The organism is Pseudomonas sp. LAP_36 (assembly GCF_019456785.1).
In the GTDB taxonomy this organism is placed as follows: domain Bacteria; phylum Pseudomonadota; class Gammaproteobacteria; order Pseudomonadales; family Pseudomonadaceae; genus Aquipseudomonas; species Aquipseudomonas tritici.
In genome coordinates this window covers 165,145-188,749 of the sequence record NZ_JAHZMS010000004.1, presented here as the reverse complement: position 1 = coordinate 188,749, position 23,605 = coordinate 165,145, and the positions used below count along the sequence as shown (strand labels likewise).

At 59.4% G+C, this 23,605-nt stretch carries 22 protein-coding genes; 8 read left to right on the top strand and 14 right to left on the bottom strand.

The window, feature by feature from the left end:
• Positions 1-208: 208 nt before the first annotated feature.
• The 5 genes from JBO08_RS15645 to sctC form a co-directional block, all read right to left on the bottom strand.
• On the bottom strand, positions 209-1,228 hold the full coding sequence (locus tag JBO08_RS15645) for a quinone-dependent dihydroorotate dehydrogenase (protein WP_021491531.1): 1,020 nt from the start codon (positions 1,226-1,228) through the stop codon (positions 209-211).
• A gap of 86 nt (positions 1,229-1,314) precedes the next feature.
• The gene (locus tag JBO08_RS15640; RefSeq protein WP_220074811.1) at positions 1,315-1,776 is read right to left on the bottom strand and encodes a transglycosylase SLT domain-containing protein; all 462 of its coding nucleotides are present in this window, start codon (positions 1,774-1,776) and stop codon (positions 1,315-1,317) included.
• Positions 1,769-2,173 carry a winged helix-turn-helix domain-containing protein gene (locus tag JBO08_RS15635; RefSeq protein ID WP_083214629.1) on the bottom strand — a complete coding sequence of 135 codons (405 nt, stop codon included), beginning with the start codon at positions 2,171-2,173 and terminating at the stop codon, positions 1,769-1,771. Before JBO08_RS15635 ends, JBO08_RS15640 begins: the two co-directional genes overlap by 8 nt.
• Positions 2,174-2,328: 155 nt before the next feature.
• Positions 2,329-2,553: a FliM/FliN family flagellar motor switch protein gene (locus JBO08_RS15630; RefSeq protein ID WP_065873881.1), complete on the bottom strand. Its 225-nt coding sequence runs from the start codon at positions 2,551-2,553 to the stop codon at positions 2,329-2,331.
• Positions 2,554-2,568: 15 nt separating this feature from the next.
• Entirely contained in the window at positions 2,569-3,996 is a 1,428-nt protein-coding gene (gene sctC, locus JBO08_RS15625) for a type III secretion system outer membrane ring subunit SctC (RefSeq protein WP_065889816.1), read from the bottom strand.
• A gap of 273 nt (positions 3,997-4,269) precedes the next feature.
• Between sctC and JBO08_RS15620 the strand changes: the two genes are divergently transcribed.
• The 5 genes from JBO08_RS15620 to cobA all read left to right on the top strand — a co-directional run bounded on the left by JBO08_RS15620 (position 4,270) and on the right by cobA (position 9,947).
• Positions 4,270-5,496 (top strand): CmpA/NrtA family ABC transporter substrate-binding protein, encoded by a 1,227-nt coding sequence (locus JBO08_RS15620; protein ID WP_065909217.1) that lies wholly within the window; start codon positions 4,270-4,272, stop codon positions 5,494-5,496.
• Positions 5,497-5,509: 13 nt separating this feature from the next.
• Complete coding sequence (locus JBO08_RS15615) at positions 5,510-6,085, top strand: ANTAR domain-containing response regulator (RefSeq protein ID WP_065873884.1); 576 nt, start codon at positions 5,510-5,512, stop codon at positions 6,083-6,085.
• Between the two features lie 210 nt (positions 6,086-6,295).
• On the top strand, positions 6,296-7,507 hold the full coding sequence (locus JBO08_RS15610) for a NarK/NasA family nitrate transporter (RefSeq protein ID WP_065873885.1): 1,212 nt from the start codon (positions 6,296-6,298) through the stop codon (positions 7,505-7,507).
• Positions 7,507-9,177, top strand: a complete 1,671-nt coding sequence (locus JBO08_RS15605) for a bifunctional protein-serine/threonine kinase/phosphatase (protein ID WP_065909219.1) — start codon at positions 7,507-7,509, stop codon at positions 9,175-9,177. Before JBO08_RS15610 ends, JBO08_RS15605 begins: the two co-directional genes overlap by 1 nt.
• 26 nt (positions 9,178-9,203) lie before the next feature.
• On the top strand, positions 9,204-9,947 hold the full coding sequence (gene cobA / locus JBO08_RS15600) for a uroporphyrinogen-III C-methyltransferase (protein ID WP_220074812.1): 744 nt from the start codon (positions 9,204-9,206) through the stop codon (positions 9,945-9,947).
• 60 nt (positions 9,948-10,007) lie between these two features.
• Here cobA and JBO08_RS15595 read toward each other — a convergent pair whose 3' ends face one another.
• The 8 genes from JBO08_RS15595 to ppsA all read right to left on the bottom strand — a co-directional run bounded on the left by JBO08_RS15595 (position 10,008) and on the right by ppsA (position 18,093).
• Positions 10,008-10,988, bottom strand: coding sequence for an OmpA family protein (locus tag JBO08_RS15595; protein ID WP_065873888.1), 981 nt, complete (start codon positions 10,986-10,988; stop codon positions 10,008-10,010).
• Positions 10,989-11,095: 107 nt separating this feature from the next.
• Positions 11,096-11,686 carry an RNA polymerase sigma factor SigX gene (gene sigX / locus JBO08_RS15590; RefSeq protein ID WP_049712000.1) on the bottom strand — a complete coding sequence of 197 codons (591 nt, stop codon included), beginning with the start codon at positions 11,684-11,686 and terminating at the stop codon, positions 11,096-11,098.
• 87 nt (positions 11,687-11,773) lie between these two features.
• Positions 11,774-12,598 carry a mechanosensitive ion channel family protein gene (locus JBO08_RS15585; protein ID WP_003175519.1) on the bottom strand — a complete coding sequence of 275 codons (825 nt, stop codon included), beginning with the start codon at positions 12,596-12,598 and terminating at the stop codon, positions 11,774-11,776.
• A gap of 2 nt (positions 12,599-12,600) precedes the next feature.
• The gene (locus tag JBO08_RS15580) at positions 12,601-12,846 is read right to left on the bottom strand and encodes a hypothetical protein (RefSeq protein ID WP_025854229.1); all 246 of its coding nucleotides are present in this window, start codon (positions 12,844-12,846) and stop codon (positions 12,601-12,603) included.
• An 86-nt stretch (positions 12,847-12,932) separates the two neighbouring features.
• Positions 12,933-13,928 carry a zinc transporter ZntB gene (locus tag JBO08_RS15575; protein WP_065881271.1) on the bottom strand — a complete coding sequence of 332 codons (996 nt, stop codon included), beginning with the start codon at positions 13,926-13,928 and terminating at the stop codon, positions 12,933-12,935.
• Between the two features lie 13 nt (positions 13,929-13,941).
• Positions 13,942-14,433 (bottom strand): ribonuclease E activity regulator RraA, encoded by a 492-nt coding sequence (rraA, locus tag JBO08_RS15570; protein ID WP_049711998.1) that lies wholly within the window; start codon positions 14,431-14,433, stop codon positions 13,942-13,944.
• A gap of 188 nt (positions 14,434-14,621) precedes the next feature.
• Positions 14,622-15,611 (bottom strand): alpha/beta fold hydrolase, encoded by a 990-nt coding sequence (locus JBO08_RS15565; protein ID WP_065873891.1) that lies wholly within the window; start codon positions 15,609-15,611, stop codon positions 14,622-14,624.
• A 106-nt stretch (positions 15,612-15,717) separates the two neighbouring features.
• Complete coding sequence (gene ppsA, locus JBO08_RS15560) at positions 15,718-18,093, bottom strand: phosphoenolpyruvate synthase (protein ID WP_065873892.1); 2,376 nt, start codon at positions 18,091-18,093, stop codon at positions 15,718-15,720.
• Positions 18,094-18,271: 178 nt separating this feature from the next.
• Here ppsA and JBO08_RS15555 point away from each other — a divergent pair, with 178 nt between their 5' ends.
• Entirely contained in the window at positions 18,272-19,090 is an 819-nt protein-coding gene (locus tag JBO08_RS15555; protein ID WP_027603681.1) for a pyruvate, water dikinase regulatory protein, read from the top strand.
• Positions 19,091-19,216: 126 nt separating this feature from the next.
• Here JBO08_RS15555 and JBO08_RS15550 read toward each other — a convergent pair whose 3' ends face one another.
• Positions 19,217-20,641: a PLP-dependent aminotransferase family protein gene (locus JBO08_RS15550; protein ID WP_220074813.1), complete on the bottom strand. Its 1,425-nt coding sequence runs from the start codon at positions 20,639-20,641 to the stop codon at positions 19,217-19,219.
• Positions 20,642-20,801: 160 nt separating this feature from the next.
• On the opposite strand from JBO08_RS15550, the gene JBO08_RS15545 reads away from it, so the two are divergent.
• A complete protein-coding gene (locus tag JBO08_RS15545; RefSeq protein WP_175403055.1) occupies positions 20,802-21,695 on the top strand; it encodes a DMT family transporter in 894 nt (297 codons plus the stop codon).
• Between the two features lie 38 nt (positions 21,696-21,733).
• On the top strand, positions 21,734-23,596 hold the full coding sequence (gene moeB, locus JBO08_RS15540; RefSeq protein ID WP_065946243.1) for a molybdopterin-synthase adenylyltransferase MoeB: 1,863 nt from the start codon (positions 21,734-21,736) through the stop codon (positions 23,594-23,596).
• Positions 23,597-23,605: the final 9 nt, after the last annotated feature.

Sequence of the window (23,605 nt, the reverse complement as noted above, 5' to 3'; positions counted from 1 at the left end):
CTGAGTCGCCTGTACCTTTATGGCGACGATTCGTAAGGCTGAAAAATCTTTTTGTAGTGAGCGGGCTTGCCCCGCGCTGGGCTGCGAAGCTGCCCCAACAAAGACACCTCCGAGTTTCAGGATAAACCCAGGTCGCCTGGTTTGGGGCCGCTTCGCAGCCCAGCGCGGGGCAAGCCCGCTCACTACAAGGTTGTGTAGATACCTTTAGCTATCGCAGTGCAGCGATTGCATCCACCGACTGGCGGATCAGCGCCGGGCCTTTATAGATGAAGCCGGAGTAGAGCTGCACCAGGCTGGCACCCGCGGCGATCTTCTCGGCTGCGTGCTTGCCTTCGGTGATGCCACCGGCGGCGATAATCGGCAAACGCCCCGCCAATTCGGCAGCCAGCACCTTGACGATATGCGTGCTCTGCTCGCGCACCGGGGCACCCGACAGGCCACCCGCTTCATCGCCATGGGCCAGGCCTTCGACGCCTACGCGGCTGAGGGTGGTGTTGGTCGCGATCACCGCGTCCATGCCTGAGTCCACCAGGGCCTGGGCGACCAGCACGGTTTCCTCGTCGCTCATGTCCGGGGCAATCTTGATCGCCAACGGCACGCGCTTGCCATGGCGCACAGCCAGGTCTTCCTGGCGCTGACGCAAGGCTTCGAGCAGTTGCTTGAGGGAGTCGCCGAACTGCAGGCTACGCAGGCCCGGGGTGTTGGGCGAGCTGACGTTGACCGTGACGTAGCTGGCGTGGGCGTAGACCTTGTCCAGGCAGATCAGGTAGTCATCCACGGCACGTTCAACCGGGGTATCGAAGTTCTTGCCGATATTGATGCCCAGGATGCCTTTGTACTTCGCCGCTTGAACCCGCGACAGCAGATGATCAACCCCCAGGTTGTTAAAGCCCATGCGGTTGATGATCGCCTCGGCTTCCGGCAGGCGGAAGATACGCGGCTTGGGGTTACCCGGTTGCGGCCTTGGGGTCACGGTGCCGATTTCGACAAAACCGAAACCCAACTGAGCAAAACCATCAATGGCCGCACCGTTTTTATCCAGGCCAGCCGCCAGCCCGACCGGATTGGGGAAATCAAGCCCCATCACCGATACCGGCATTTTTGCCGGCGCCTTGCATACCAGGCCATTGAGCCCCAGGCGACCACCGGCACCGATCAGGTCCAGGGACAGATCGTGTGAAGTTTCCGGGGAGAGTTTGAACAACAGCTGGCGGGCCAGGGTATACATGGGCGGGCTAGACTCGGATGGCGGCGAAAGGTGGCGGCGATTATAGCCGGGGAGGCAGGGAGCGCGCGAGGCGTGAACCTCAATCGTCAGTAGCGATGCGCGACCAACTGCTCGTAATACGCCCAGATTTTCTGCGCATACCGCATGCGCAACGCCTCACGCTCGGGCCCGGAGCCCGTCCCAACGTTGTAGGAACCTACCGCTGTCCAGTTGTAGCCAAAGCGCTGGATGAACTCGGCGAGAATCGAAGCGCCCACCTCAATCGACAGACAGGGCTCGTTGATCAGACGCTCCTCAGTAATACCCTGCTCGAGAAGGCGAGGCAAATGGATGCTGTTGATCTGCATCAGGCCGATGTCCCGAGTGCCATTACGGTTTGCAAGATTCATCGCTTGTGCCCGATTACCTGACTCCACGACGGCGATCGCTTGCAGCAACTCGGGTTCGATATCGTAGTGCCTGGCGGCCTCCTCCCAGCAATAGGCCAAGGCTTGATGACTGGTCATCATCAGGCTCAACACCAAGCCTTTGCTCCAGAACCTAGCCACGGTTTATCGAACCAGGGCTGACTTGGCCGCAGGCCGAGCACACATGTCTCATGCAGCCCGGCACATGCTCCTCGGCGGTGACCGGGCAAGTAAAGCGGTACCCTTGACCGTAGATCGTCTTGATAAACCCCTTGTCGACGCCAAGGTACTTGCGCAGTGAGTAAATGCAGCGCGTCAACGACTCCTCGGCCACCTCCCCCTGCGGCCAGGCCAGCTCCAGCAAGCGATCCTTGGTCATCAACGCGCCACCGGATGCCAGTAGCAGTCGCAACACCTGCCATTCCTTGGGCGGTAACTGAACATCCGAACCCTCGCCGGTCAGGCGACCGTCGTCATGCAAGGTCCAGCGCGAAAAAACCAGGGAAGTCGTCGTCCCTGCATCATCCATGACGGCCATCATTACCTCGGCATCCGACTACTGACATTGAAGTCCTCATTTGCATCACTGGCTCATGTACCTAGGTCACGACTATAAAAACCTGCCTCCCGACTCACGCTAGGAAAAAGCCCATTCATCCAGCGGTTTTCGATACTGCTCTGTAAGACCTTTCGCTATCCGCCGCCTCCAGGCAGCCACGCCTGATACACCTCATGCAACTCAACCCCTAGCCTGTCCTCCAACTGCACCAGTTCGCCCAAGGCGAGTAATTGCCCATTCACCCGAACTTCCACGCAGTGGGTTATCTGCTGCGTCAATGGCAATATCTTTCCGGGCGCGAAGGCTGCCAGGCGCCTGCGGCTGATCAGCTGTTCCTGTAGAAGAATTTCCAGATGCATGGGTTACCACCTTGTTTACGGTGAAACATCGCGCCCCGGCCGCACAAAAGCACGTTGAACGCGCTCATATTGCGCGGCGGTCAAGGGTGGTGGCCCTACGCCCTCGTCCGGCCCCTTCAACGCGCCGCCCACCGCTCTGGCCTGGATCACAAATAGGCGCACTAGTGCCGGGCGACCAGCCCCCCGTCCTTCTGACTCCCTTTGAAACGCGCCCAGCCATAGGCGTCTGCCTTGGGGCACACGCACCACACTGTTGACGCCCACTCGTCCCACCGCTGTGTTTTTTTCACGCCGTCCCGGCTCGGTCATCTGGCGACCCTCGTCGACCTCAACGCGCATCTCGATCTGGTTGGCCTCGGCAAAGCGCGGCAAGACACTGACTTGGGTGCCGTAACGCACTGGTGTCCAGCCGGTTTTGTCGTTTTCGGGAGGTGGCAGATAGAACGTGTGGTTGTCCTGAAAAACCGCCGGCACGTTCTCCTGGGTGAGAATCACCGGCAGTGTTGTTACCTTCGCGCGCCGACGACGCTCCAATGCGCTGATCTGCACCATCAGGTGGCTATCGTCCAACGGCGCTAACACGCGCGATGTCGAAGCCTTGCTTTGCGTATCCCAATCCAAGCCCAGCGTCTTCAGTTCGTCGCGCTCCACATCCACCCACCACAGCGAGACCTCGATCGCGCGCTTGGGTACGTCGAGTTCCGCTACCAGTTTCTGGATGAAACTCACCTGTGCTGGCTTACCCTTGATAAGCAGGCTGTTGCTATCCGGGTAGGCAATAACGCCAAGGCTCTTGTCGGACAGCAACCCCTTGTGCTCGCTGGCCAGCAGGGTCTCGATCATCGACGCCATCCCCGGGACGGTGACCGGGCTGTCGCTTGTGCCGTACTGATGGTTCGCCACATCGGTGTTGAGCACTTGCACGACGCCAAAGGCCTGTGCCCCCACCCGTAACTCAGCCCTTTGACGGTCCATCAACTGGGCCAGGCGCAGCACCTGGTCGACATAATTCGGTGGGCCGGACACATAGAATGTTCGGCCGGTACTTTCACGCAACGGATAGCGCGACTCATCCAGGCCCGAGCGGCGCATGAGGCTACGCAGCCTGTCGACGGAAATATGCCGCAAGGTCACCGCAGAGCTTTTAGCCTCGCCCGCGTCATAGACATACAGCGCTTGCCCGTCGCTGTACCAGATCAATCCTTGTTGCAACGCAAGCGTCTCCAGGGCCTGTTGCGGTGCATCGAAATCCAGCGCTGCGCTGAGGCGTTTGCGTGCCACCTCACGGCTGACAACGATGGGCAAGCCCAATGGCTCCGACAGTGCGGTAAACACGGTATGCAGGCTTTCATCCTGCGCCTGGTAAAGCCCGGCCCAGGCAACCGCACTTTCGGACACCAGCACGGCAAGCAGCGCAGTAAAAAACAGCCAGCGGCGGGGCATCGTTGCAAGGAAGTCGGCGTACACCGTGGGGTTTCCTGGGCGGTCTGGCATTAAGAATGCGGCCATACTGAAAGGCCGCCCGATTTCAATCTTGATGGAAAGTTGACGGCTGCCCGGGCCTCACCCCCGTGGCATGTGCCTTGCTATGCACTCTGTATCAGAGCACGCGCCAACGGCGGAGCGAGCTTACGGACAAAGGCGTCGTTACCCGCACTGGCTTACATCGCCATCTGAGGGAACGACGCTTTTTTTTGAAAGAAAAGGTAGGTATTGATGAACGATTCTGTTGGCAACAGCCCGATGAACGACCCACTGGCGTGGGTCAACGGCAGTGATGCCCCGGAAAAGAGCAGCATCGACCTGGGCTTCATGGCTTTGAGCGACTGCGCATCAATAGTGGTAGCGGCCACCCAGGGCTTCGCTCAACCCTATGGCCTGACCCTGAACCTCAAGCGCCAATCGTCCTGGGCCAACCTGCGCGACAAACTGGTCAGCGGCGAACTGGACGCCGCCCACAGCCTGTACGGGCTGATTTATGCCGTGCACCTGGGCATCGGCGGCGTAGCGTCCACCGACATGGCGGTACTGATGGGGCTTAACCAGAACGGCCAGAGCATCAACCTGTCCCACGGGTTGCAGCAACAAGGGGTGATCACTCCTGAGGCACTGGAACGCCATGTGCACCAAAGCCGAACAAAACTGACCTTTGCTCAGACCTTTCCCACAGGCACCCACGCCATGTGGTTGTATTACTGGCTGGCGAGCCAAGGCATTCATCCCTTGCGGGATGTGGACAGCGTGGTGGTCCCGCCACCGCAAATGGTTGCGCACCTGCACGCCGGACGCATCGATGGTTTTTGCGTCGGCGAACCCTGGTGCGCCAGTGCGGTCAAGCAAAACCAAGGGTTTACCCTGGCAACAACCCAGGCGATCTGGCCGGATCATCCAGAAAAGGTGCTCGGCTGTACCCAGGCGTTTGTCGACCAGTACCCCAACACCGCGCGCGTACTGGTAATGGCGATCCTGGAGGCCAGTCGATTTATCGAAGAAAGCACCGAAAACCGCCGTTCCACCGCGCAACTGCTCAGTGGCCGCGAGTACCTCGACGCCCCACTCGACTGCATCGAACCGCGCCTGCTCGGCGCCTACGACGATGGCCTGGGCAACCGGTGGCAGGATCCCCACGCCTTGCGCTTTTTTGCTGATGGCGAGGTGAACCTGCCCTACCTCTCTGACGGCATGTGGTTCATGACCCAGTTTCGGCGCTGGGGCCTGCTGCGTGAAGACCCGGACTATCTCGGCGTTGCGCGCCAAGTGCAGCAGTTGCCGCTGTTTCGCCAGGCGGCCGACGCGCTGGGTATCACGGCGAAAGACCAGGACATGCGCAGCAGCCAACTGATCGACGGCAAAATCTGGGACGGTTCCGACCCCGCCGGCTATGCCCGCAGCTTCCGCCTGCATGCCCTGGCCAACACCACCCACCGCCAAGCCTTGCGCTGACAGGAGGACTTCCATGCTGCGAATCCTGTTGATCAACGACACACCGCGCAAAGTCGGCCGACTTAGGACGGCGCTGATCGAGGCCGGTTTTGAAGTCATCGACGAGTCCGGCTTGACCATCGACCTGCCCGCACGCGTCGAAACAGTGCGCCCGGACGTGATCCTGATCGATACCGAGTCACCGGGCCGTGATGTGATGGAGCAAGTGGTATTGGTCAGCCGCGACCAACCCCGGCCGATTGTGATGTTCACCGACGAACACGACCCAAGCGTGATGCGCCAGGCTATCAAATCCGGTGTCAGCGCTTATATCGTCGAAGGCATCCAGGCCGAGCGCCTGCAGCCGATCCTCGATGTGGCCATGGCGCGCTTCGAAAGCGACCAGGCCTTGCGCGCTCAGCTTCACGCTCGAGACCAGCAACTGGCCGAACGCAAGCGCATCGAGCTGGCCAAGGGCATGCTGATGAAAATGAAGGAATGCAATGAGGAAGAGGCCTACACCTTGATGCGCCGGCAGGCCATGAGTCGCCAGCAGAAACTGATCCAGGTGGCGGAGCAGATTATCGCCATGAGTGAGTTGCTCGGCTGATGTGGCGCAGCTCTTGCTAAGTAAACATCACAGGTAGCCAACGGCGGTTGCCCCTCCACGACAAAGACGTCGCACACCCGGTTTGCCCTCGCGAACCCGGTGGCGGCGTTTTTTCGTTTTGGCCCCCGCTAAAGGGGCCGGTGGGGCGGCCTTAACCGGCTGTTCCATCACCAGGCCTTCTTACAAGACTCCCAACCGTTGAGGTGCGTGATGAAATCAAGCTTCTGGAAATCCGGGCACACCCCGACCCTGTTTGCCGCGTTCCTGTATTTCGACCTGAGCTTCATGGTCTGGTACCTGCTGGGCCCACTGGCGATACAAATTGCCGCCGACTTGCACTTGACCACTCAACAGCGCGGCCTGATGGTCGCAACGCCCATCCTCGCCGGTGCGATTTTGCGCTTTCTGATGGGGATGCTGGCTGACAAGCTGTCGCCGAAGACCGCGGGGCTGATTGGCCAGGTGATTGTGATCTGCGCCCTGTTCGTCGCCTGGAAGCTGGGAATCCACAGTTACGAGCAAGCCTTGCTGTTGGGCGTGTTCCTCGGCATGGCCGGCGCATCGTTTGCCGTCGCACTGCCACTGGCCTCCCAATGGTACCCGGCAGAACACCAGGGCAAGGCCATGGGCATCGCCGGCGCGGGCAACTCCGGCACTGTATTCGCCGCATTGTTGGCGCCTGTGCTGGCGGCCGCTTTTGGCTGGAACAACGTCTTCGGCTTTGCCGTGATTCCACTGGTGCTGACCCTGATTGTCTTTGCCTGGCTGGCGCGCAACGCCCCTGAACGCCCGAAAGCCAAATCCATGGCTGACTACTTCAAGGCCCTGGGCGACCGTGACAGCTGGTGGTTCATGTTTTTCTACAGCGTGACCTTTGGCGGGTTTATCGGCCTGGCCAGCGCCCTGCCCGGCTACTTCAACGACCAGTACGGCCTGAGCCCGGTGACCGCCGGTTACTACACCGCCGCCTGCGTGTTCGGCGGCAGCCTGATGCGCCCCCTGGGTGGCGCCTTGGCGGACCGTTTCGGCGGGATTCGTACCCTGTTGGGCATGTACAGCGTGGCGGCGATTTGTATCGCGGCGGTGGGTTTCAACCTACCGAGTTCCTACGCGGCACTGGCACTTTTCGTCTGCACGATGCTCGGCCTGGGTGCCGGGAATGGCGCGGTGTTCCAACTGGTACCACAGCGTTTCCGTCGCGAGATCGGCGTGATGACCGGCCTGATCGGCATGGCCGGCGGTATCGGCGGTTTTGCTTTGGCGGCGGGCATGGGCGCGATCAAACAAAGCACCGGCAGCTATCAATTGGCCCTGTGGCTGTTCGCCAGCCTGGGCGTGTTGGCCTGGTTCGGCTTGCATGGCGTGAAGCGTCGCTGGAGGACCACCTGGGGCTCGGCTGCCGTAACGGCTGCGCGGGTCTGATGAGCCTGCAACTGAGCGTCGCCCAAGCCAGTGCCATCGGCCCACGGGCGGAAAACCAGGACGCGCTGCGGGTGGTGACTCCTGTGGCCGAACTGGCGGCGAGCAAAGGTTACTTGTGCGCCATCGCCGACGGCGTAAGCCAGTGCGCCGACGGTGGTCTGGCCGCGCGCTCGACCCTGCAGGCGCTGGCGTTGGATTACTACGCCACGCCGCAAACCTGGGGCGTGGCCCAGGCCCTGGAACGTTTGCTGCTGGCACAGAATCGCTGGCTGCAGGCGAATGGCGGTGGTCAGCCCTTGCTGACCACCCTCAGCGCCCTGGTGTTTCGCGGCCAGCGCTTTACCCTGGCGCACGTCGGCGATTGCCGGGCCTATCGTTGGCTGGATGGCGAATTGCAGCGCATCAGCGAGGATCACGTGTGGGAACAACCGGGCATGCAACATGTGCTCAAGCGCGCGCTCGGCCTGGATCAACACCTGGTGTTGGATTTTCTCGACGGCCAACTGCGCGAAGGCGAATGTTTCCTGCTGCTCAGTGATGGCGTATGGGCGACGTTGGGTGATCAGAGCATCCGCGCGATTTTACGCGAGCAAACGGACCTGGATCTGGCGGTCAACACGCTGGTGAGCGCCGCACACCTGGCCGGCAGCCAAGACAATGCCAGCGCACTGCTGGTGCGCATCGACAGCCTAGGTGCAGCCACGCTCGGCGACGCCTTGGTGCAGTTGCAGCAATGGCCCCTGCCACCACCGCTGAAAGCCGGGCAACACTTCGAAGGCTGGCACGTGGAGACCGTTCTGGCGCAAAGCCGACAGTCGTTGTTGTACCGGGTAAGGGACGCCCAGCAGCAACCCTGGCTGCTGAAAACCCTGCCGTTGAGCCGTGACGATGATCGCGACGCCGGCCAGGCATTGCTGTCGGAGGAATGGTTTTTAAGGCGGGTTGCAGGGCGGGCATTTCCTGAAGTGCATGTCGCCAGCGGGCGCCAGCATCTGTACTACGTGATGCGTGAATATTCCGGTGAAACCCTGGCTGAACTGTTCCAGCGCCAAGGTCCATTGCCCCTGGCGCAATGGCAGTCTATGGCCGAACGCTTGCTGCGGGCGGTGGGGATGCTGCATCGGCGGCAGATCCTGCACCGTGATATCAAGCCGGAAAACCTCCTGCTGGGGGACGACGGCGAACTGCGGGTGCTGGATTTCGGCCTGGCGTACTGCCCAGGCCTGTCGGAAGACCATCCCCATGCACTGCCGGGCACGCCAAGCTTCATAGCACCGGAGGCATTCAATGGCGACCGTCCTACGGCCCAACAGGATTTATACAGTGTCGGCGTCGCCCTTTATTACCTGCTGACCGGGCATTACCCCTACGGTGAAATCGAAGCCTTCCAACGGCCAAGGTTTACCCACCCTGTCAGCGCCAGCCGCTATCGCCCCGACCTGCCGGATTGGTTGCCCCTGAGCCTGGAAAGGGCCGTGGCTGCCCATCCGACAAACCGCTATGAAACCGCCGAAGAGTGGTTGCGGGTGCTGGAACAGGCTGACCGGCAGGAACTGAGCATCCGCCCCAGGCCGTTGCTGGAGCGTGAACCCTTGAAGGTCTGGCGCGCGCTGGGGTTGATCTCAATGCTGATCAACCTGGTGCTGTTGTACTCACTCTTTCACAGCTGACGTCATCCCTGGACGAGGAAAAACCTATGAACGCAAAAGTCTGGCTGGTAGGCGCAGGTCCCGGTGACCCGGAGCTGTTGACCCTCAAGGCCGTTCGGGCCATGCGCGAAGCCGATGTGGTACTGATCGATGATCTGGTCAACCCGGCGGTGCTGGAACACTGTGCTCAAGCGCGGGTGATTACCGTGGGCAAACGCGGTGGCTGTCGCTCGACTCCACAGGACTTTATCCACCGCCTGATGCTGCGTTATGCGCGCCAAGGCAAATGCGTGGTGCGGCTCAAGGGTGGCGACCCGTGCATTTTCGGCCGCGGTGGTGAAGAAGCAGTGTGGTTGCGTGAGCGAGGCGTCGAGGTGGAATTGGTCAACGGGATTACTGCCGGCTTGGCCGGCGCTACGAATTGCGCGGTTCCGTTGACGTTACGCGGGGTAAGCCGTGGCGTGACCCTGGTCACGGCGCACACTCAGGACGACAGCAGCCTGAATTGGCGTGCGCTGGCAGAGGGCGGGACAACCTTGGTGGTGTATATGGGCGTGGCGAAACTGCAGGAAATTCGCCAGCAATTGCTGGATGGCGGGATGACGCCGGATATGCCGGTGGCGATGATTGAAAATGCATCGTTGCCGCAGCAAAGGGAATGCCGCAGCGATCTGTCCCATATGCATGAGGATGCCCGTGCGTTTGCCCTGAAGAGCCCGGCAATCCTGGTGATCGGCCGCGTTGCCGCCACCGAACAGGCTGTTTGCCTGGCAGAGGCAGCCCGCGCCTGAGGCAAATCCCAGGCGAAAAAAAGCCCGGCCTAAGCCGGGCTTTTTTCTACAACTCAGTAATTACTGAGCGGTAGCTTCAACCGACGCTTCTACGCGACGGTTAACAGCGCGACCAGCTTCAGTTGCGTTGTCAGCAACTGGGCGGGATTCGCCGTAACCTACTGCAGTTACACGGCTTGGAGCAACGCCGTCTTTAACCAGGACTTGCTTAACAGCGTCAGCACGACGCTGGGACAGCTTCTGGTTGTAAGCGTCTGGACCTACGGAGTCAGTGTGACCAGCAACTTCTACGTTGGTAGCTGGGTACTGAGCCATGAAGTCGGCCAGGTTTTTAACGTCGCCGTAGCTGTTAGGCTTAACAACAGCCTTGTCGAAGTCGAACTTAACGTCCAGCTCAACACGAACAACCTGAGCAACTGGAGCTTCTGGCTCTGGAGTTGGCTCTGGAGCTGGTGCTGGGGTAGGAGCTGGAGCTGCTGCGCCAGCGTTACCGCCGAAGTTCACGCCCAGGCCGACCAGTGCGGAGTAGTCCCACTTGCCGTTGTCCAGACCGTAGTCAGCTTCAACACCGGCACGAGCGTACAGGTTGTTGGTGAAGTAGTACTTCACGCCAGTACCAACGGTAGCGAAAGTGGTCTGGTCGCGACCGCTGTGGCCGTCAGCTTGAACGTTGGTACGGCTCTGGTGGCCGAAACCGCCTTCTACGTACGGACGCAGGCTGTCTACGCCAGCTTGACCGAAGTGATACTGGGCAACCAGGCTGCCGGTATCGCCTTTGATCTTCTGGTTACCAGTACCGTCGTTCGAACGGGTGTGGTTGGTCTTGTCGTAGGACAGGTTCAAGGACAGGTCGTCGGTCAGGAAGTAACCGATGCGAGCGCCAGGATTGAAGCCGTCTTCGATGTGCTTGACGCTATCGTTGTACTGCTTCTTGTAGAACAGCTCGCCTTCAACTGCGCCTTGGCCTTGTGCCAGAACGCCGAAAGAAGTAGCGGCAATAAGAGAACCAATGGCCAAGCCCAAGGTGTTTTTCAGTTTCATCCGTTAAATCCCCATCTGGTGATTGTAAAGCAGTCCCACAAACCGGGGGACAACTCGGCGACAAGTCTAACAGAACTTGCCTACACGTAAGAGATATTTGCCACGCACTAAGTTTCAGTCTCGCCCGCAAATTTCTCACGTAATTTATCAAGAGCACGTTTGTAACGCATTTTTGTAGCACTCAAACCCATGTGCATGATGTCAGCGATTTCCTGAAATTCCAGCTCTGCGACAAATCGTAGCACCAGAATTTCGCGGTCAATCGGGTTCACATACACCAACCAGCGATCAAGTCCGCCCTTATCCTCGGGTGCCGGCGCCTTTTCTTCAGACGCCTCCTCAAGGGGGTCAAGACTCAAGGCGTCCATCAAGCGACGCTTTCGCCGTTCCTTCCGATACTGCGTGATGCACTCGTTGTACGTGATGCTGTACAGCCACGTCTTGAACTTCGATTTGCCCTCGAAGTTCTTCAGGCCGTAAAGCACCTTGAGCATCACTTCCTGACAGACATCATCCGCATCTCTATCGTTCCCTAAATACCTTGAACAAACGTTGAACAGAGTGCGTTGATATCTGCGCATCAATTCTTCATACGCACGAGTTACGTGAAACAGCTCCGTGTGCGAGCGCGCGACCAACTCCTCATCAGAGAGCTCACGGGGGTCATAGCGCGTGGACAGCGTTTGGGCTTTATTCAAAACAAGTCGTGCCGACAGTCAGGTCAATGTCCGCCACAGCCCGGTCAGCCGGGTTCGCGGCGGCGTACATTAGCAGGGTTTTCCGGATTAGCGGCTACTGACCTGCTGCTCGAGGAGAATCCGATTGGACAACGACACCAGGTCGCCGTCATCGGTGAGCACGGTCGTCTTGACTGTGCCGATCTCTTCGATTTGCCCTTCGACCTCGCCCACACGCACCTGTTGCCCTACCTGATACAGCTCACGCACATAGATTCCCGCAAGAATCTGACCGGCAATTTCCCGGCTTCCCAAGCCCATGGCCAGCGCAACGGCCAGACCAACGGTAATCAAAACGATCACAATCACGTGGTTGAGCAGGTCAGTCTTGACCTCCAACTGGCTGATCGCGACCGAAATACTGATGATGATCACCAGTCCCTGAGCAATTCGCCCAAGACCGGCGGCATAGTCCAGCCCCACTCCTTCAGCGGCGCCGCGCACCAGCCCATTGGCCAATTGCGCCAGCAAAACGCCTACCAGCAGTACCAGCGCGCCGCCGAAAACCTTCGGCAAATACAGCGCCAGCATGTCGAGCGTAGCTGAAACTCGCTCAAGTCCAAGGGATTGAGCCGCAGAAACCAGAAAAATCAGCAAAACAAACCAATAAACGATCTTGCCGATCAATGTGGAGATCGGCACCTGCAGCCCTGCGCGGCCCAGCAGCTTAGTCAGGCCAGTGCCTGCCATCAAGCGGTCGAGGCCCAATTTTGCAAGCAGCTTGGACAGCAGGGTGTCGAGCAACTTGGCCACGACAAAGCCCAGCAGTACCAGTACCAGTGCACCAAACAGGTTGGGAATGAAATTCGCCACCTTGGTCCACAATGCAGTCATCGCAGTGACCAGGCTCTGGGTCCAGAGATCAAGTTCCATATTCAATCAGCCTTATCAGCAGTGCGAGCAAGAGGTTTACGACGGGAAACCGGTGATACGTGGGCCGAACCGTTGTTCAGGGCCATCATCAACGCCGGTACCCAGCGGCCGAGCAGACCGAACAGGTCACCCGCACCCACCTGACGGTTGGCGGTTTTCAACACGCGACCCAGGCAAGCATCGTCGTCACGGTTGGACGGCGAGGCATTGAGCATGTCACGCAAAGACTGTTCGAACGGATCGTGCATATAGACCTCTCGCAAGTGATTTAAAAGACGAGGGTAAAATTCTTGGGGTCACATAGGCCCCTTCCTACGTTCAGCTCATATTCAGCTCAAACCCAGCGCAATCGTCGAAAAAGCCACCACTGGCCGAGCGCAACCGAGGCCATCAACAGGCACGCAATCATGAATCCATAGGGGCTGGCGGAGAACGGAATTCCCCCCACATTTATACCCAGCAGACCGGTGAGAAAACTCATCGGCAGGAAGATCCCGGTAATGATCCCGAAGCGGTACATGGTGCGGTTCATACGCACGCTCAAGCGCCGATCTTCGGCCTCAAGCACAAGCCCCACGCGCTCTCGGGTCAATTCGAGCTCTTCCAGATAACGGGTCAGGCTGTTGTTCAATTCGTTCCAGTAGTCGGCATCGTCGTCACAGAACCACGCTAATTTGATGCGTGTGAGCTGGGCAAAAATATCCCGCTGCGGCGCGAGGAATCGCTTCAGCCCGGCCGCTCTCCGGCGGATCTGCAAAATGCTGCCATGTTCCGGGGTATACCGTTCGTCGGTATCGAGTTTTTCTTCCTCGGCGTCGACGACTTCCGACAGGTCGGCGACCAAATCCTGCACTTTATGGGTCAGGTACTGCGCCATATAAAGGATGAGTTCCGAAGCGGTTCTAGGCCCCTTACCGTCCGCCAATTGCACCAGCAGCTCATCAGTGGCGCGCAACGGGCGCAATCGCAGGGAAATCACACGGCTGGCCGCTGCGAAAATACGCACCGAAACCATATCCTCCGGTTCTGCGCCCGGGTTGAGGTTGACCCCACGCAGGAACAACAGCAATTCCGAGTCCGGCAGCGGCAACAGACGCGGCCGGGTGTTTTCCTCCAGCAACAGGTCACAGGCGAACTCACTCAACCCACTGGATTTACGCAACCAGGTCTGGGTTTGCGGGTGGCTGCGATCCCAATGCAGCCAGAGGCTTTCCTGGGGCTGCAGTTGCAAATCATCGAGCTCAGTCCGGGCAATCGAACGCGCACCGCCTTTACCGTCCAGCACCAGGGCATGCACCAGCCCCCATTGCGCGTTTTCTTCCTCGAACATCCTCACTCCTGTCTTATTCAGGCATTTTCAGCGGGCTGGGTGAAACGATCACGCCGTTGTTATCGGCGTATACGTATTCACCCGGGCGAAACGTCACGCCTGCAAACGTGACCACTACGTTCAGGTCACCGATACCGCGCTTGTCAGTCTTCATCGGATGGCTGGCCAGCGCCTGAACACCCAGGTCGGTCTGGGCGATCACATCGACGTCACGAATGCAGCCGTAGATCACCAGGCCTTCCCAGCCGTTTTTCGCGGCTTTCTCGGCAATCATGTCGCCCAGCAGCGCGCGGCGCAGCGACCCCCCCCCGTCGACCACCAGCACCTTGCCAGCGCCAGGCTGGTCGGCTTGTTCCTTGACCAGGGAGTTATCTTCGAAGCATTTGATGGTGACAATCTCGCCGCCAAACGAATCTCGGCCGCCGAAATTGCTGAACATCGGCTCCAGCACTTGCACCAGGTCCGGGTAGGCGTCGCACAGGTCGGGAGTCACGTAATGGTTCATTGAAAAATTCCTTTCTGTCAAAGAGGTGTCTTTCGAAAGAAGCGCCAGGCCAAGCAGGTGCGAAACATCCCATCCGCTTCGCCGCAACGCAATAGCCACTGCGCGACTGAATATGACCAGAAGCGTTTAACGCGTCATATCTTAGCCGCAACCACACACGAGTGAAACGCCCTTGGCAGAGCGCTCCTTCAAACCTCGGCCAATACCTCGGCTTGCGCGCCAGTCAAGGGTGTGAGCGGATCTTTCAGCCACTGCGCCACCAAAGGCCACACTTCGACCTGCGCGGCTTTGCTGACGAGCATTTCCACATGCCCGAAATCCCCGCTGAACCCTTGTTGGCGGCCCAGGCACAAGTATTGGCGGTGCTCGGAGCCGACTTGCTCGAACAACGTGCGGCAGGCCCAGTCGGGGTCTTGATGATCCCCGGCAGCACTGACAGCCAGCAGCGGTACATCGACGCTTGCCAAGCCTTTCCACCAGTCGTGTTTACCTTCGCCAAACCGCCCGAACAGGCCATTCCAGCGCATCGCCTCGATCAACACGCCCGCAGGCTCGTCCTCCGGGCCGCGCTTGAAGCGCGAACCAGACAGCTCGCCGAAGCGTTTCAAGAGCAAGCGGCCCGTCCATTCCACCGGGGGCAGTTTCAACGGCCAGTGGGTGCGACTGACCTGACAGCCAAACAGTGCCACTGAAGCCACTGCCGGCGCGCCAAGGTGCTGCCCACCCAAGGCCGCCGCCAGGCTCGTCCCCCCCAGGGAGTGGCCGATCCAGTGTGGAATCTGCCCGCTTTGCTCACGCACAAACGCGCCAATGGCCGGTAAGTCATAGCGTGCATAGTCCGCGACGCGGTTGCGAGCATAGTGATGATTGCGCTTGGACAGGCCGTGACCGCGCATTTCCGGGATCCACACATCAAAGCCCTGGCGTGCCAGATAAGCGCCCAGGCCAATCCCCTTGGGCGAGTACCAGAAGCGCCGATTGGAAAAACTGCCATGCAACAAAATAACCGGAATGCCCCGGCTTTCCGGGACATCGGCCAAGCCCAAACGGGTAACCGCCAACTCGACGGTGCCGTCGGGGCTGTTGCCGGGCTTGAGGCGGTACACATCTTCACTCAGGTCGCCACGACGTTCAGCGCTGATCAGGGCGACGGGAAACAGGTTGCTGCTGCTTTGCATAATGCTCTTGCACAAAAAAGGGCGGCGTCCGGAAGGAGTTCCGCCCTGCACAGATAAGAATGCCAGTCACCCTCAGCGGGTGACCGGCACTTTTGACGTGACGACCTTAGGCCGGCGCTTGGCCTTCCGCCAGGAAGAACCAGGTTTCCAGCACGGAATCGGGGTTCAGCGAGACACTTTCGATGCCCTGTTCCATCAGCCATTTGGCCAGATCCGGGTGATCGGAAGGACCTTGGCCGCAGATACCGATGTACTTGCCGGCCTTGTTACAGGCCTGGATGGCGTTGGCCAGCAACTTCTTGACGGCAGGGTTACGCTCGTCGAACAGGTGAGCGATGATCCCGGAGTCGCGATCCAGGCCCAGGGTCAGTTGGGTCAGGTCGTTGGAGCCGATGGAGAAACCGTCGAAGAATTCCAGGAATTCTTCAGCCAGGATGGCGTTGGACGGCAGTTCGCACATCATGATGACGCGCAGGCCGTTCTCGCCACGGGACAGGCCGTTTTCCGCCAGCAGGTCAACCACCTGGCTCGCTTCGCCCAAGGTGCGCACGAACGGCACCATGATCTCGACGTTGGTCAGGCCCATCTCGTTGCGCACGCGCTTGAGGGCGCGGCACTCGAGTTCGAAGCAGTCACGGAACGCTTCGCTGATGTAACGCGAGGCGCCACGGAAGCCCAACATCGGGTTTTCTTCTTCCGGCTCGTAGAGTTTGCCGCCGATCAGGTTGGCGTATTCGTTGGACTTGAAGTCCGACAGGCGCACGATGACCTTTTTCGGGTAGAACGCCGCCGCCAGGGTGCTGATGCCTTCCACCAGCTTCTCGACGTAGAAGCCCACCGGATCGTTATAGCCAGCGATGCGCTTGTCGACGCTTTCTTTAATATCCAGCGGCAGGCCGTCGTAGTTCAACAGGGCCTTGGGGTGCACGCCGATCATGCGGTTGATGATGAACTCCAGGCGGGCCAGGCCCACGCCGGCGTTCGGCAACTGCGCGAAGTCAAAGGCACGGTCCGGGTTGCCGACGTTCATCATGATCTTGAACGGCAGGTCAGGCATGGCGTCGATGGAGTTCTGCTTGATATCGAAGCCCAGTTCGCCTTCAAAGATAAAGCCGGTGTCGCCCTCGGCGCAGGAAACCGTCACGCCCTGACCGTCCTTGAGCAATTGGGTGGCGTTACCACAACCCACTACCGCAGGAATCCCCAGCTCACGAGCGATGATCGCCGCGTGGCAGGTACGCCCGCCCCGGTTGGTGACGATGGCGCTGGCGCGTTTCATCACCGGTTCCCAGTCCGGGTCGGTCATGTCGGAAACCAGTACGTCACCTGGCTGGACTTTGTCCATTTCGGACACGTCCTTGATGATCCGCACCTTGCCGGCGCCGATGCGCTGGCCGATGGCACGGCCCTCCACCAGTACGGTGCCGGTTTCTTTCAGCAGGTAGCGTTCCATGACATTGGCCGAAGTGCGGCTCTTCACGGTTTCCGGACGGGCCTGCACGATGTACAGCTTGCCGTCGTCACCGTCTTTGGCCCATTCGATGTCCATCGGGCACTTGTAGTGCTTTTCGATGATCATCGCTTGTTTAGCCAATTCGCTGACTTCAGCGTCGGTCAGGCAGAAACGCGCGCGCTCGGCCTTGTCGACATCAACGGTCTTAACCGAGCGACCGGCCTTGGCCTCGTCGCCGTAGATCATCTTGATGGCCTTGCTGCCCAGGTTGCGGCGCAAGATGGCCGGACGGCCGGCTTCAAGGGTGTGCTTGTGTACGTAGAATTCGTCTGGGTTGACCGCGCCTTGTACAACGGTTTCGCCCAGGCCGTAGGCACCGGTGATGAACACCACGTCACGGAAGCCCGATTCGGTATCCAGGGTGAACATCACACCGGCGGTGCCGGTTTCCGAGCGCACCATGCGCTGTACACCGGCGGACAAGGCCACCAGCTTGTGGTCGAAACCTTGGTGCACACGGTAGGAAATCGCGCGATCGTTAAACAGCGAGGCGAAGACTTCCTTGGCTGCGCGGATCACGTTTTCCACGCCGCGGATGTTCAGGAAGGTCTCTTGCTGGCCGGCGAAAGAGGCGTCTGGCAGGTCTTCGGCGGTGGCCGACGAGCGCACGGCGACGGCCATGTCCGGGTTGCCAGCCGACAGGGTAGCGAAGGCGACGCGGATTTCTTCGTTGAGCTTCTCGGGGAACTCGGCTTCCATAATCCACTTACGGATCTGGGCGCCAGTCTTGGCCAGGGCGTTGACGTCATCGACGTCCAGAGCGTCCAGCGCGGCGTGGATCTGAGCGTTAAGGCCGCTCAGTTCGAGGAAATCGCGGTAAGCCTGGGCCGTGGTGGCGAAACCACCGGGCACCGACACACCTGCGCCTGCAAGATTACTGATCATCTCGCCGAGGGATGCGTTCTTGCCCCCCACGTGCTCTACATCATGGACGCCGAGCTTATCGAGGGAAACTACGTACTCTACCAAGGTGATCTCTCCACTAACTGTGTTGGAAAAGCTCAGGACGCCGGCAGCTCAGTAGGAGCATTCGCCAGCGCTTGTGGCCTGGACCTGGAAAATAAGTGAGAATGCGGCCCACTGCGGGACGGCAAAATCGCGCCTATCATATCCAAGATTCGCCATCAGCTTAAGGCCCAGGGCTCAAATGAAACGATCTGCTTTCTTTATCTCCGACGGCACCGGCATCACAGCCGAAACATTGGGTCAAAGCCTGCTCGCGCAGTTCGAAAACAATACCTTCGCCAAATTCACGCGGCCCTATATCGACAGCGTGGATAAAGCGCGGGCCATGGTACAACAAATCAATCTGGCGGCTGAAAAAGACGGCTTTCGGCCGATCATTTTTGACACCATCGTCAATCAAGACATCCGTGAGATCCTCGCAACCTCCAATGGTTTCATGATCGACATCTTCTCGACGTTCCTGGCGCCGCTGGAGCAGGAGTTGAGTGAACACTCCTCCTATTCAGTAGGAAAGTCCCATTCCATTGGTCATAACTCCAACTATATGGAGCGGATCGAGGCCGTCAACTTCGCCCTCGACAACGATGACGGCGCCCGCACTCACTATTACGACAAAGCCGACCTGATCCTGGTGGGCGTGTCGCGTTGCGGCAAGACCCCGACCTGTCTGTACATGGCTATGCAATTCGGCATTCGTGCGGCCAACTACCCGCTGACCGAAGATGACATGGAGCACTTGACGCTGCCGGCCGCCCTGCGCGCGCATTCGCACAAGCTGTTTGGCCTGACTATTGACCCGGACCGCCTCACTGCGATCCGCAATGAGCGCAAGCCCAATAGCCGCTATTCCAGTTATGCCCAGTGCGAGTTCGAGGTGCGCGAGGTAGAAAATCTGTTCCGTCGCGAGAATATTGCGCATATCAATTCCACGCATTTTTCGGTGGAAGAGATTTCGGCGAAGATTTTGGTGGAGAAAGGGGTGGAGCGCCGATTCAAATAATCGATTGACCGGACTGACGCTATCGCAGGCAAGCCAGCTCCCACATTTGAGTGCATTCCAAAGTTGGAACTCGGTCAAATGTGGGAGCTGGCTTGCCTGCGAAGACCGATAACTCGGTAAGCCTGCCTACAAATGAAACCGCCCGCCCCCCTGCCCCAGCGCCGTGGCCAACGCATCAAACCCCGCCCGCAACAATTGATCATCCCCCGACGTATTACAGATACTCGCCCGAATAAACTGCGGCACTGCCGTCTGCCCCACGGCAAACGCCTCGGCCGTAGCAATCAAGTAGTTGTTCTGCCTGAGTTCCGCCTCGATTTCCGACGCACGCCACGGCTCCGGCACTTCAATCCAGAAATGCGGGCTGTTGAGGTGGGTGCGGTATTCCAGGCCCGCCAGAAGATCACGTACCAGCGCCTTACGCCGGCTGATCTCATTGATCTGCTGGCGCAACAGGTATTCCGCCGTGCCGTTTTCAATCCACTGGGTGGCCAGCTCAAGGGTGACGGGCGTGGCCATCCAGCAGGTAGAACGCAGCGCCGCCGAAATACGGCTGACCAACGCCGGCGGCGCATGCACATAGCCCACACGCAGCCCGGCCGACACCGCCTTGCTCAGGCTACTGATCAAAATCGTACGCTCGGGGGCGAAATGGCTGAGGGGCGGCGGTCGGTCTTCGACCAGCACCCCGTGGGCCTCATCCTCAAGAATCAGCAGGTTGTGTTCCCGACACACCCTGACCAAGGCTTCGCGACGCGCCGCCGAGAGCACCGCGGTGGTCGGGTTCTGGATCGTCGGCGTGCAATACAGCGCTGAGACCCGGTGATTACGACAGACTTCATCCAGCGCGCTCGGCAGCACACCTTCTTCGTCCATTTCCAGGCCGATCAACCGGATACCCAGCATGCGCGCGGCGGTGATCAAGCCGGGGTAAGTCAGTTGTTCGGTGACCACCGTATCGCCGGCCCGCAACAGCGCCATCATCGAGCACAGCAAGCCATGCTGGCCGCCGTTGACGCAGATGACTTGCTCGGGGATCGGATGAAAATCACGCTGCACCAGCCACTGCGCACCGGCTTCACGGTAGCGCGGCAGGCCGGCGTCCGGGGTGTAGGCACTGATGTCCTGGAGGAACTTGGCGTTGGTCGACAGGGTTTGGAAGCTCTGGGCCAGAAACAGCGTTTCCTGCCCCGGGATGTGCATGTTGCGGCTCATGTCGAAAAACTGGCGCGGCTCTTCGCTGAAGTTGCGAAAACCTTCATCGCGCTGGCGCTCCATTCCACGCTTGCGCACGAACGTGCCGTCACCGACCCGCGCGACAACTAACCCCAGGCGTTCCAGCTCGCCGTAAGCGCGGCTGATCGTGCCGATGGTGACGCCAAGATTGTCGGAAAGCACCCGATGGGGCGGCAGTTTTCGTCCGGGTTCAATCAAGCCTTCAAGGATGCCCCGTTCCATGACATCGGACAGGCGCTTGTACTTCACGCCCTGCCCGTTGGACAACCCATCACGCATAATTGACACCATGTCAATATTTGTTTTGACAGCCATCTTTCGCCCTAATAGTGTGCTTTTACGGGTTCAATCGCCGAATTTTACAACTCATTACAAGCTCAATATAGAGTTCAATTCCGGCTCAGGGAAGCAATAAACGATGCCAATGTCCGCCGTTCTCGAAAACACTGCCAAGACAAAAACCCAAAAACAGTGGTTGGCTGGCTTGGTCACCAGCGTGATGTTCCTGATCGTGTGCCTGAGCTGGGGCACAACCTGGCTGGGGATCAAGATTGCCGTGGAGAGCGTTCCTCCACTGACCTCCGCCGGTTTGCGCTTCCTCATCGCCTTCCCGCTGTTCCTGTGTTTTGCCATGGTGCGTCGCGAGCCGATCCTGTTTCCCCGTGAGAGCCGCTGGTTCTTCGTGTTCGTGACCTTGTCCTACTTCAGCGTGCCCTACTACCTGCTCAACTACGGCGAGATGCATGTCTCATCTGGCCTCACAGCGCTGTTATTCAGCTGCATGCCGGTATTCATCCTGATTTTCTCCGCGCTGTTCCTGCGCGAACGTATCTACTTTTCCCAGGTGGTCGGCATCGGTATCGGCTTCGGCAGCCTCTACATGATCATCAAGAGCCAGGGTCTGCACCTGGACCACGCGGAGTTCTTTGGCGTCCTGGCGATCCTGACCGCCGCGATCATGCATGCCTTGTGCTACGTGATTACCAAGCAAAAAGGCAGCGCCATCAGCGTTATTACCTACAACACTTTGCCCATCGGCATTGCCGGGATGATGCTGTTCGTCGCCGGCTTGTGGTTTGAAACGCCGACATTCGAAGACATCACCCTGCGCTCCTGGAGTGCCCTGTTCTACCTGGGGCTGGTGGCTTCAGTGGGTGGGTTCATCGTGTACTTCATGCTGCTCAAGCGCTTGAGCCCGATCATCCTGTCGTTCGTGTTCATCATCTTTCCGGTGTTCGCGGTGATCATCGGTGCCTGGTACGAAGGCTTGGCGATTTCCCGCGACCTGATGCTGTATTCGGCCATTCTGCTGGCCGGCTTTGCGATTACCAAATTGCCCATCGAGAAACTCATGGCCAAGAAAAATTGACCCTCCTTTCCCATCAACATGAGCAACGCGAGAGAAACATGGACGTCCTCCGCCCAAAAGCCCTGGAACAGATTTACGCCCACGCCAGCCGCAGCTACCCCGAGGAGTGCTGTGGCTTTGTCTTCGCCGACGGCAGCGTGTACCTGGGCAGCAATATCCAGAATGAGCTGCACCGCAAGAACCCTGAGATGTACCCGCGCAGCGCGGCCAATGGCTACACGTTTTCGGTGGCCGACACCCTGCTGATGAACAAGGCGTTTCGCAGCGACAACCCGGTGGTGGTGATCTACCACTCCCATCCGGATGTGGGTGCCTATTTCAGCGACGAAGACCAGGACAAGGCACTGTTCATGGGCGAGCCGATCTACCCCGTCAGCTACCTGGTGGTAGACGTTCGCCAGGGCCAGGCCCTGGGCTCCAAGCTGTTTGCCTGGGACGGCAAGCATTTCGCCCTTAAACCTTTCAACGACCTGCACACGGAGTTGTCCATGAACGCTGTCTCTTTCCCTGACATTCTGGTTCGCGTGGCCAAGCTGCCGGAATCGACCCTCGAGGGCACCGGATCGACATTGCGCGAAGTCATTGAAAACCTCTGCAGCAGCCACCCGCAATTGCGTCCGCACCTGTTTCACGAGAAGAACAACCAGCTCAAGGAACACTTCCTGTTTACCGCTGAGGAGGCGCTGGTTGATCCCGATGAACGGCTGCCGGAAAAAGCCAGAATCGAAGTACTGCTCGCCACGTCGGGCGGCATCGACGTCGACACTTTGAGCAACGAGGAAGTACAGCGCTATGTGCGCCACATCACCCTGCCGGGTGTCGGTCGCGAAGGTCAGTTGAACCTCAAGAAAGCCAAGGTGCTGATCATCGGCACCGGTGGCCTGGGTTCGCCGATCAGCCTGTACCTGGCAGCCGCCGGCATCGGCACCCTGGGGCTGGTGGACTTCGATGTGGTGGAAAGCAGCAACCTGCAACGCCAGATCGTCCACGGCAACAGCACGTTGGGCATGCCAAAGGTCGAATCGGCCAAGCAGCGCCTGCAAGACCTCAACAGTCATATCCAGATCAATGCCCACGACACCGCCCTGAATGCCGACAACGCCCTGGAACTGGTGGGCGCCTACGACCTGGTGATCGACGGCACCGACAATTTCGACACCCGCTATTTGGTCAACGACGCCTGCGTGCAACTCGGCAAGCCCTTGGTGTACGGCGCCATCTACCGCTTCGACGGGCAGATCAGCGTGCTCAACTACAAAGGCGGCCCATGCTACCGCTGCCTGTTCCCCAGCGCGCCGCCTGCCGAACTGGCACCCAATTGCAGCGCCGGTGGCGTGATCGGCGTACTGCCCGGCGTGGTCGGGATGATCCAGGCGACCGAGGCCATCAAGCTACTGATCGGCATTGGCGAGCCTTTGTCCGGCCGCTTGATGCGTTTCGATGCGCTGGCGATGAAGTTCAGCGAGATCCGCTTCAAGCGCCGCGCCGATTGCCCGTGCTGCTCGGAACTGCGCCACAGCCAGCCCCACACACCAGCGGTCTGCGCCGACGCCGTACCGAACAAGCCTTCACTGGCCGAAGAACGCTACATCAAGCCCCGCGTGCTCAAGCAACTGCTCGACCACCCACGCAGCGCCGACGTACTGCTGGACGTGCGTGACGCCAGCGAACTGGAAGTGTGCAAATTGCCGGGCGTGGTGCACATCCCCCTCGCCGAACTGGATGGGCACTTGGACAGCCTCAGTCGGGACAACACCCACTACCTGATCTGCTACGCCGGGACCCGGGCCGAACAAGCCGCCAGTACCTTGCTGGCAGCCGGCTTCGCTAACACCAAAGTCCTGCAAGGCGGCATGAAACACTGGGTTCGCGACGTCGAACCCGACATGCCTTTGTACTGAGCCGGGAGC

What these genes read in the sequence shown, in the direction of transcription:
- JBO08_RS15645 (WP_021491531.1), bottom strand. Translation starts at nt 1,228, where the DNA reads ATGTATACCCTGGCCCGCCAGCTGTTGTTCAAACTCTCCCCGGAAACT.
- JBO08_RS15635 (WP_083214629.1), bottom strand. Translation starts at nt 2,173, where the DNA reads ATGGCCGTCATGGATGATGCAGGGACGACGACTTCCCTGGTTTTTTCG.
- JBO08_RS15630 (WP_065873881.1), bottom strand. Translation starts at nt 2,553, where the DNA reads ATGCATCTGGAAATTCTTCTACAGGAACAGCTGATCAGCCGCAGGCGC.
- sctC (WP_065889816.1), bottom strand. Translation starts at nt 3,996, where the DNA reads ATGCCCCGCCGCTGGCTGTTTTTTACTGCGCTGCTTGCCGTGCTGGTG.
- JBO08_RS15620 (WP_065909217.1), top strand. Translation starts at nt 4,270, where the DNA reads ATGAACGATTCTGTTGGCAACAGCCCGATGAACGACCCACTGGCGTGG.
- JBO08_RS15615 (WP_065873884.1), top strand. Translation starts at nt 5,510, where the DNA reads ATGCTGCGAATCCTGTTGATCAACGACACACCGCGCAAAGTCGGCCGA.
- JBO08_RS15610 (WP_065873885.1), top strand. Translation starts at nt 6,296, where the DNA reads ATGAAATCAAGCTTCTGGAAATCCGGGCACACCCCGACCCTGTTTGCC.
- JBO08_RS15605 (WP_065909219.1), top strand. Translation starts at nt 7,507, where the DNA reads ATGAGCCTGCAACTGAGCGTCGCCCAAGCCAGTGCCATCGGCCCACGG.
- cobA (WP_220074812.1), top strand. Translation starts at nt 9,204, where the DNA reads ATGAACGCAAAAGTCTGGCTGGTAGGCGCAGGTCCCGGTGACCCGGAG.
- JBO08_RS15595 (WP_065873888.1), bottom strand. Translation starts at nt 10,988, where the DNA reads ATGAAACTGAAAAACACCTTGGGCTTGGCCATTGGTTCTCTTATTGCC.
- JBO08_RS15585 (WP_003175519.1), bottom strand. Translation starts at nt 12,598, where the DNA reads ATGGAACTTGATCTCTGGACCCAGAGCCTGGTCACTGCGATGACTGCA.
- JBO08_RS15580 (WP_025854229.1), bottom strand. Translation starts at nt 12,846, where the DNA reads ATGCACGATCCGTTCGAACAGTCTTTGCGTGACATGCTCAATGCCTCG.
- JBO08_RS15575 (WP_065881271.1), bottom strand. Translation starts at nt 13,928, where the DNA reads ATGTTCGAGGAAGAAAACGCGCAATGGGGGCTGGTGCATGCCCTGGTG.
- rraA (WP_049711998.1), bottom strand. Translation starts at nt 14,433, where the DNA reads ATGAACCATTACGTGACTCCCGACCTGTGCGACGCCTACCCGGACCTG.
- JBO08_RS15565 (WP_065873891.1), bottom strand. Translation starts at nt 15,611, where the DNA reads ATGCAAAGCAGCAGCAACCTGTTTCCCGTCGCCCTGATCAGCGCTGAA.
- JBO08_RS15555 (WP_027603681.1), top strand. Translation starts at nt 18,272, where the DNA reads ATGAAACGATCTGCTTTCTTTATCTCCGACGGCACCGGCATCACAGCC.
- JBO08_RS15550 (WP_220074813.1), bottom strand. Translation starts at nt 20,641, where the DNA reads ATGGCTGTCAAAACAAATATTGACATGGTGTCAATTATGCGTGATGGG.
- moeB (WP_065946243.1), top strand. Translation starts at nt 21,734, where the DNA reads ATGGACGTCCTCCGCCCAAAAGCCCTGGAACAGATTTACGCCCACGCC.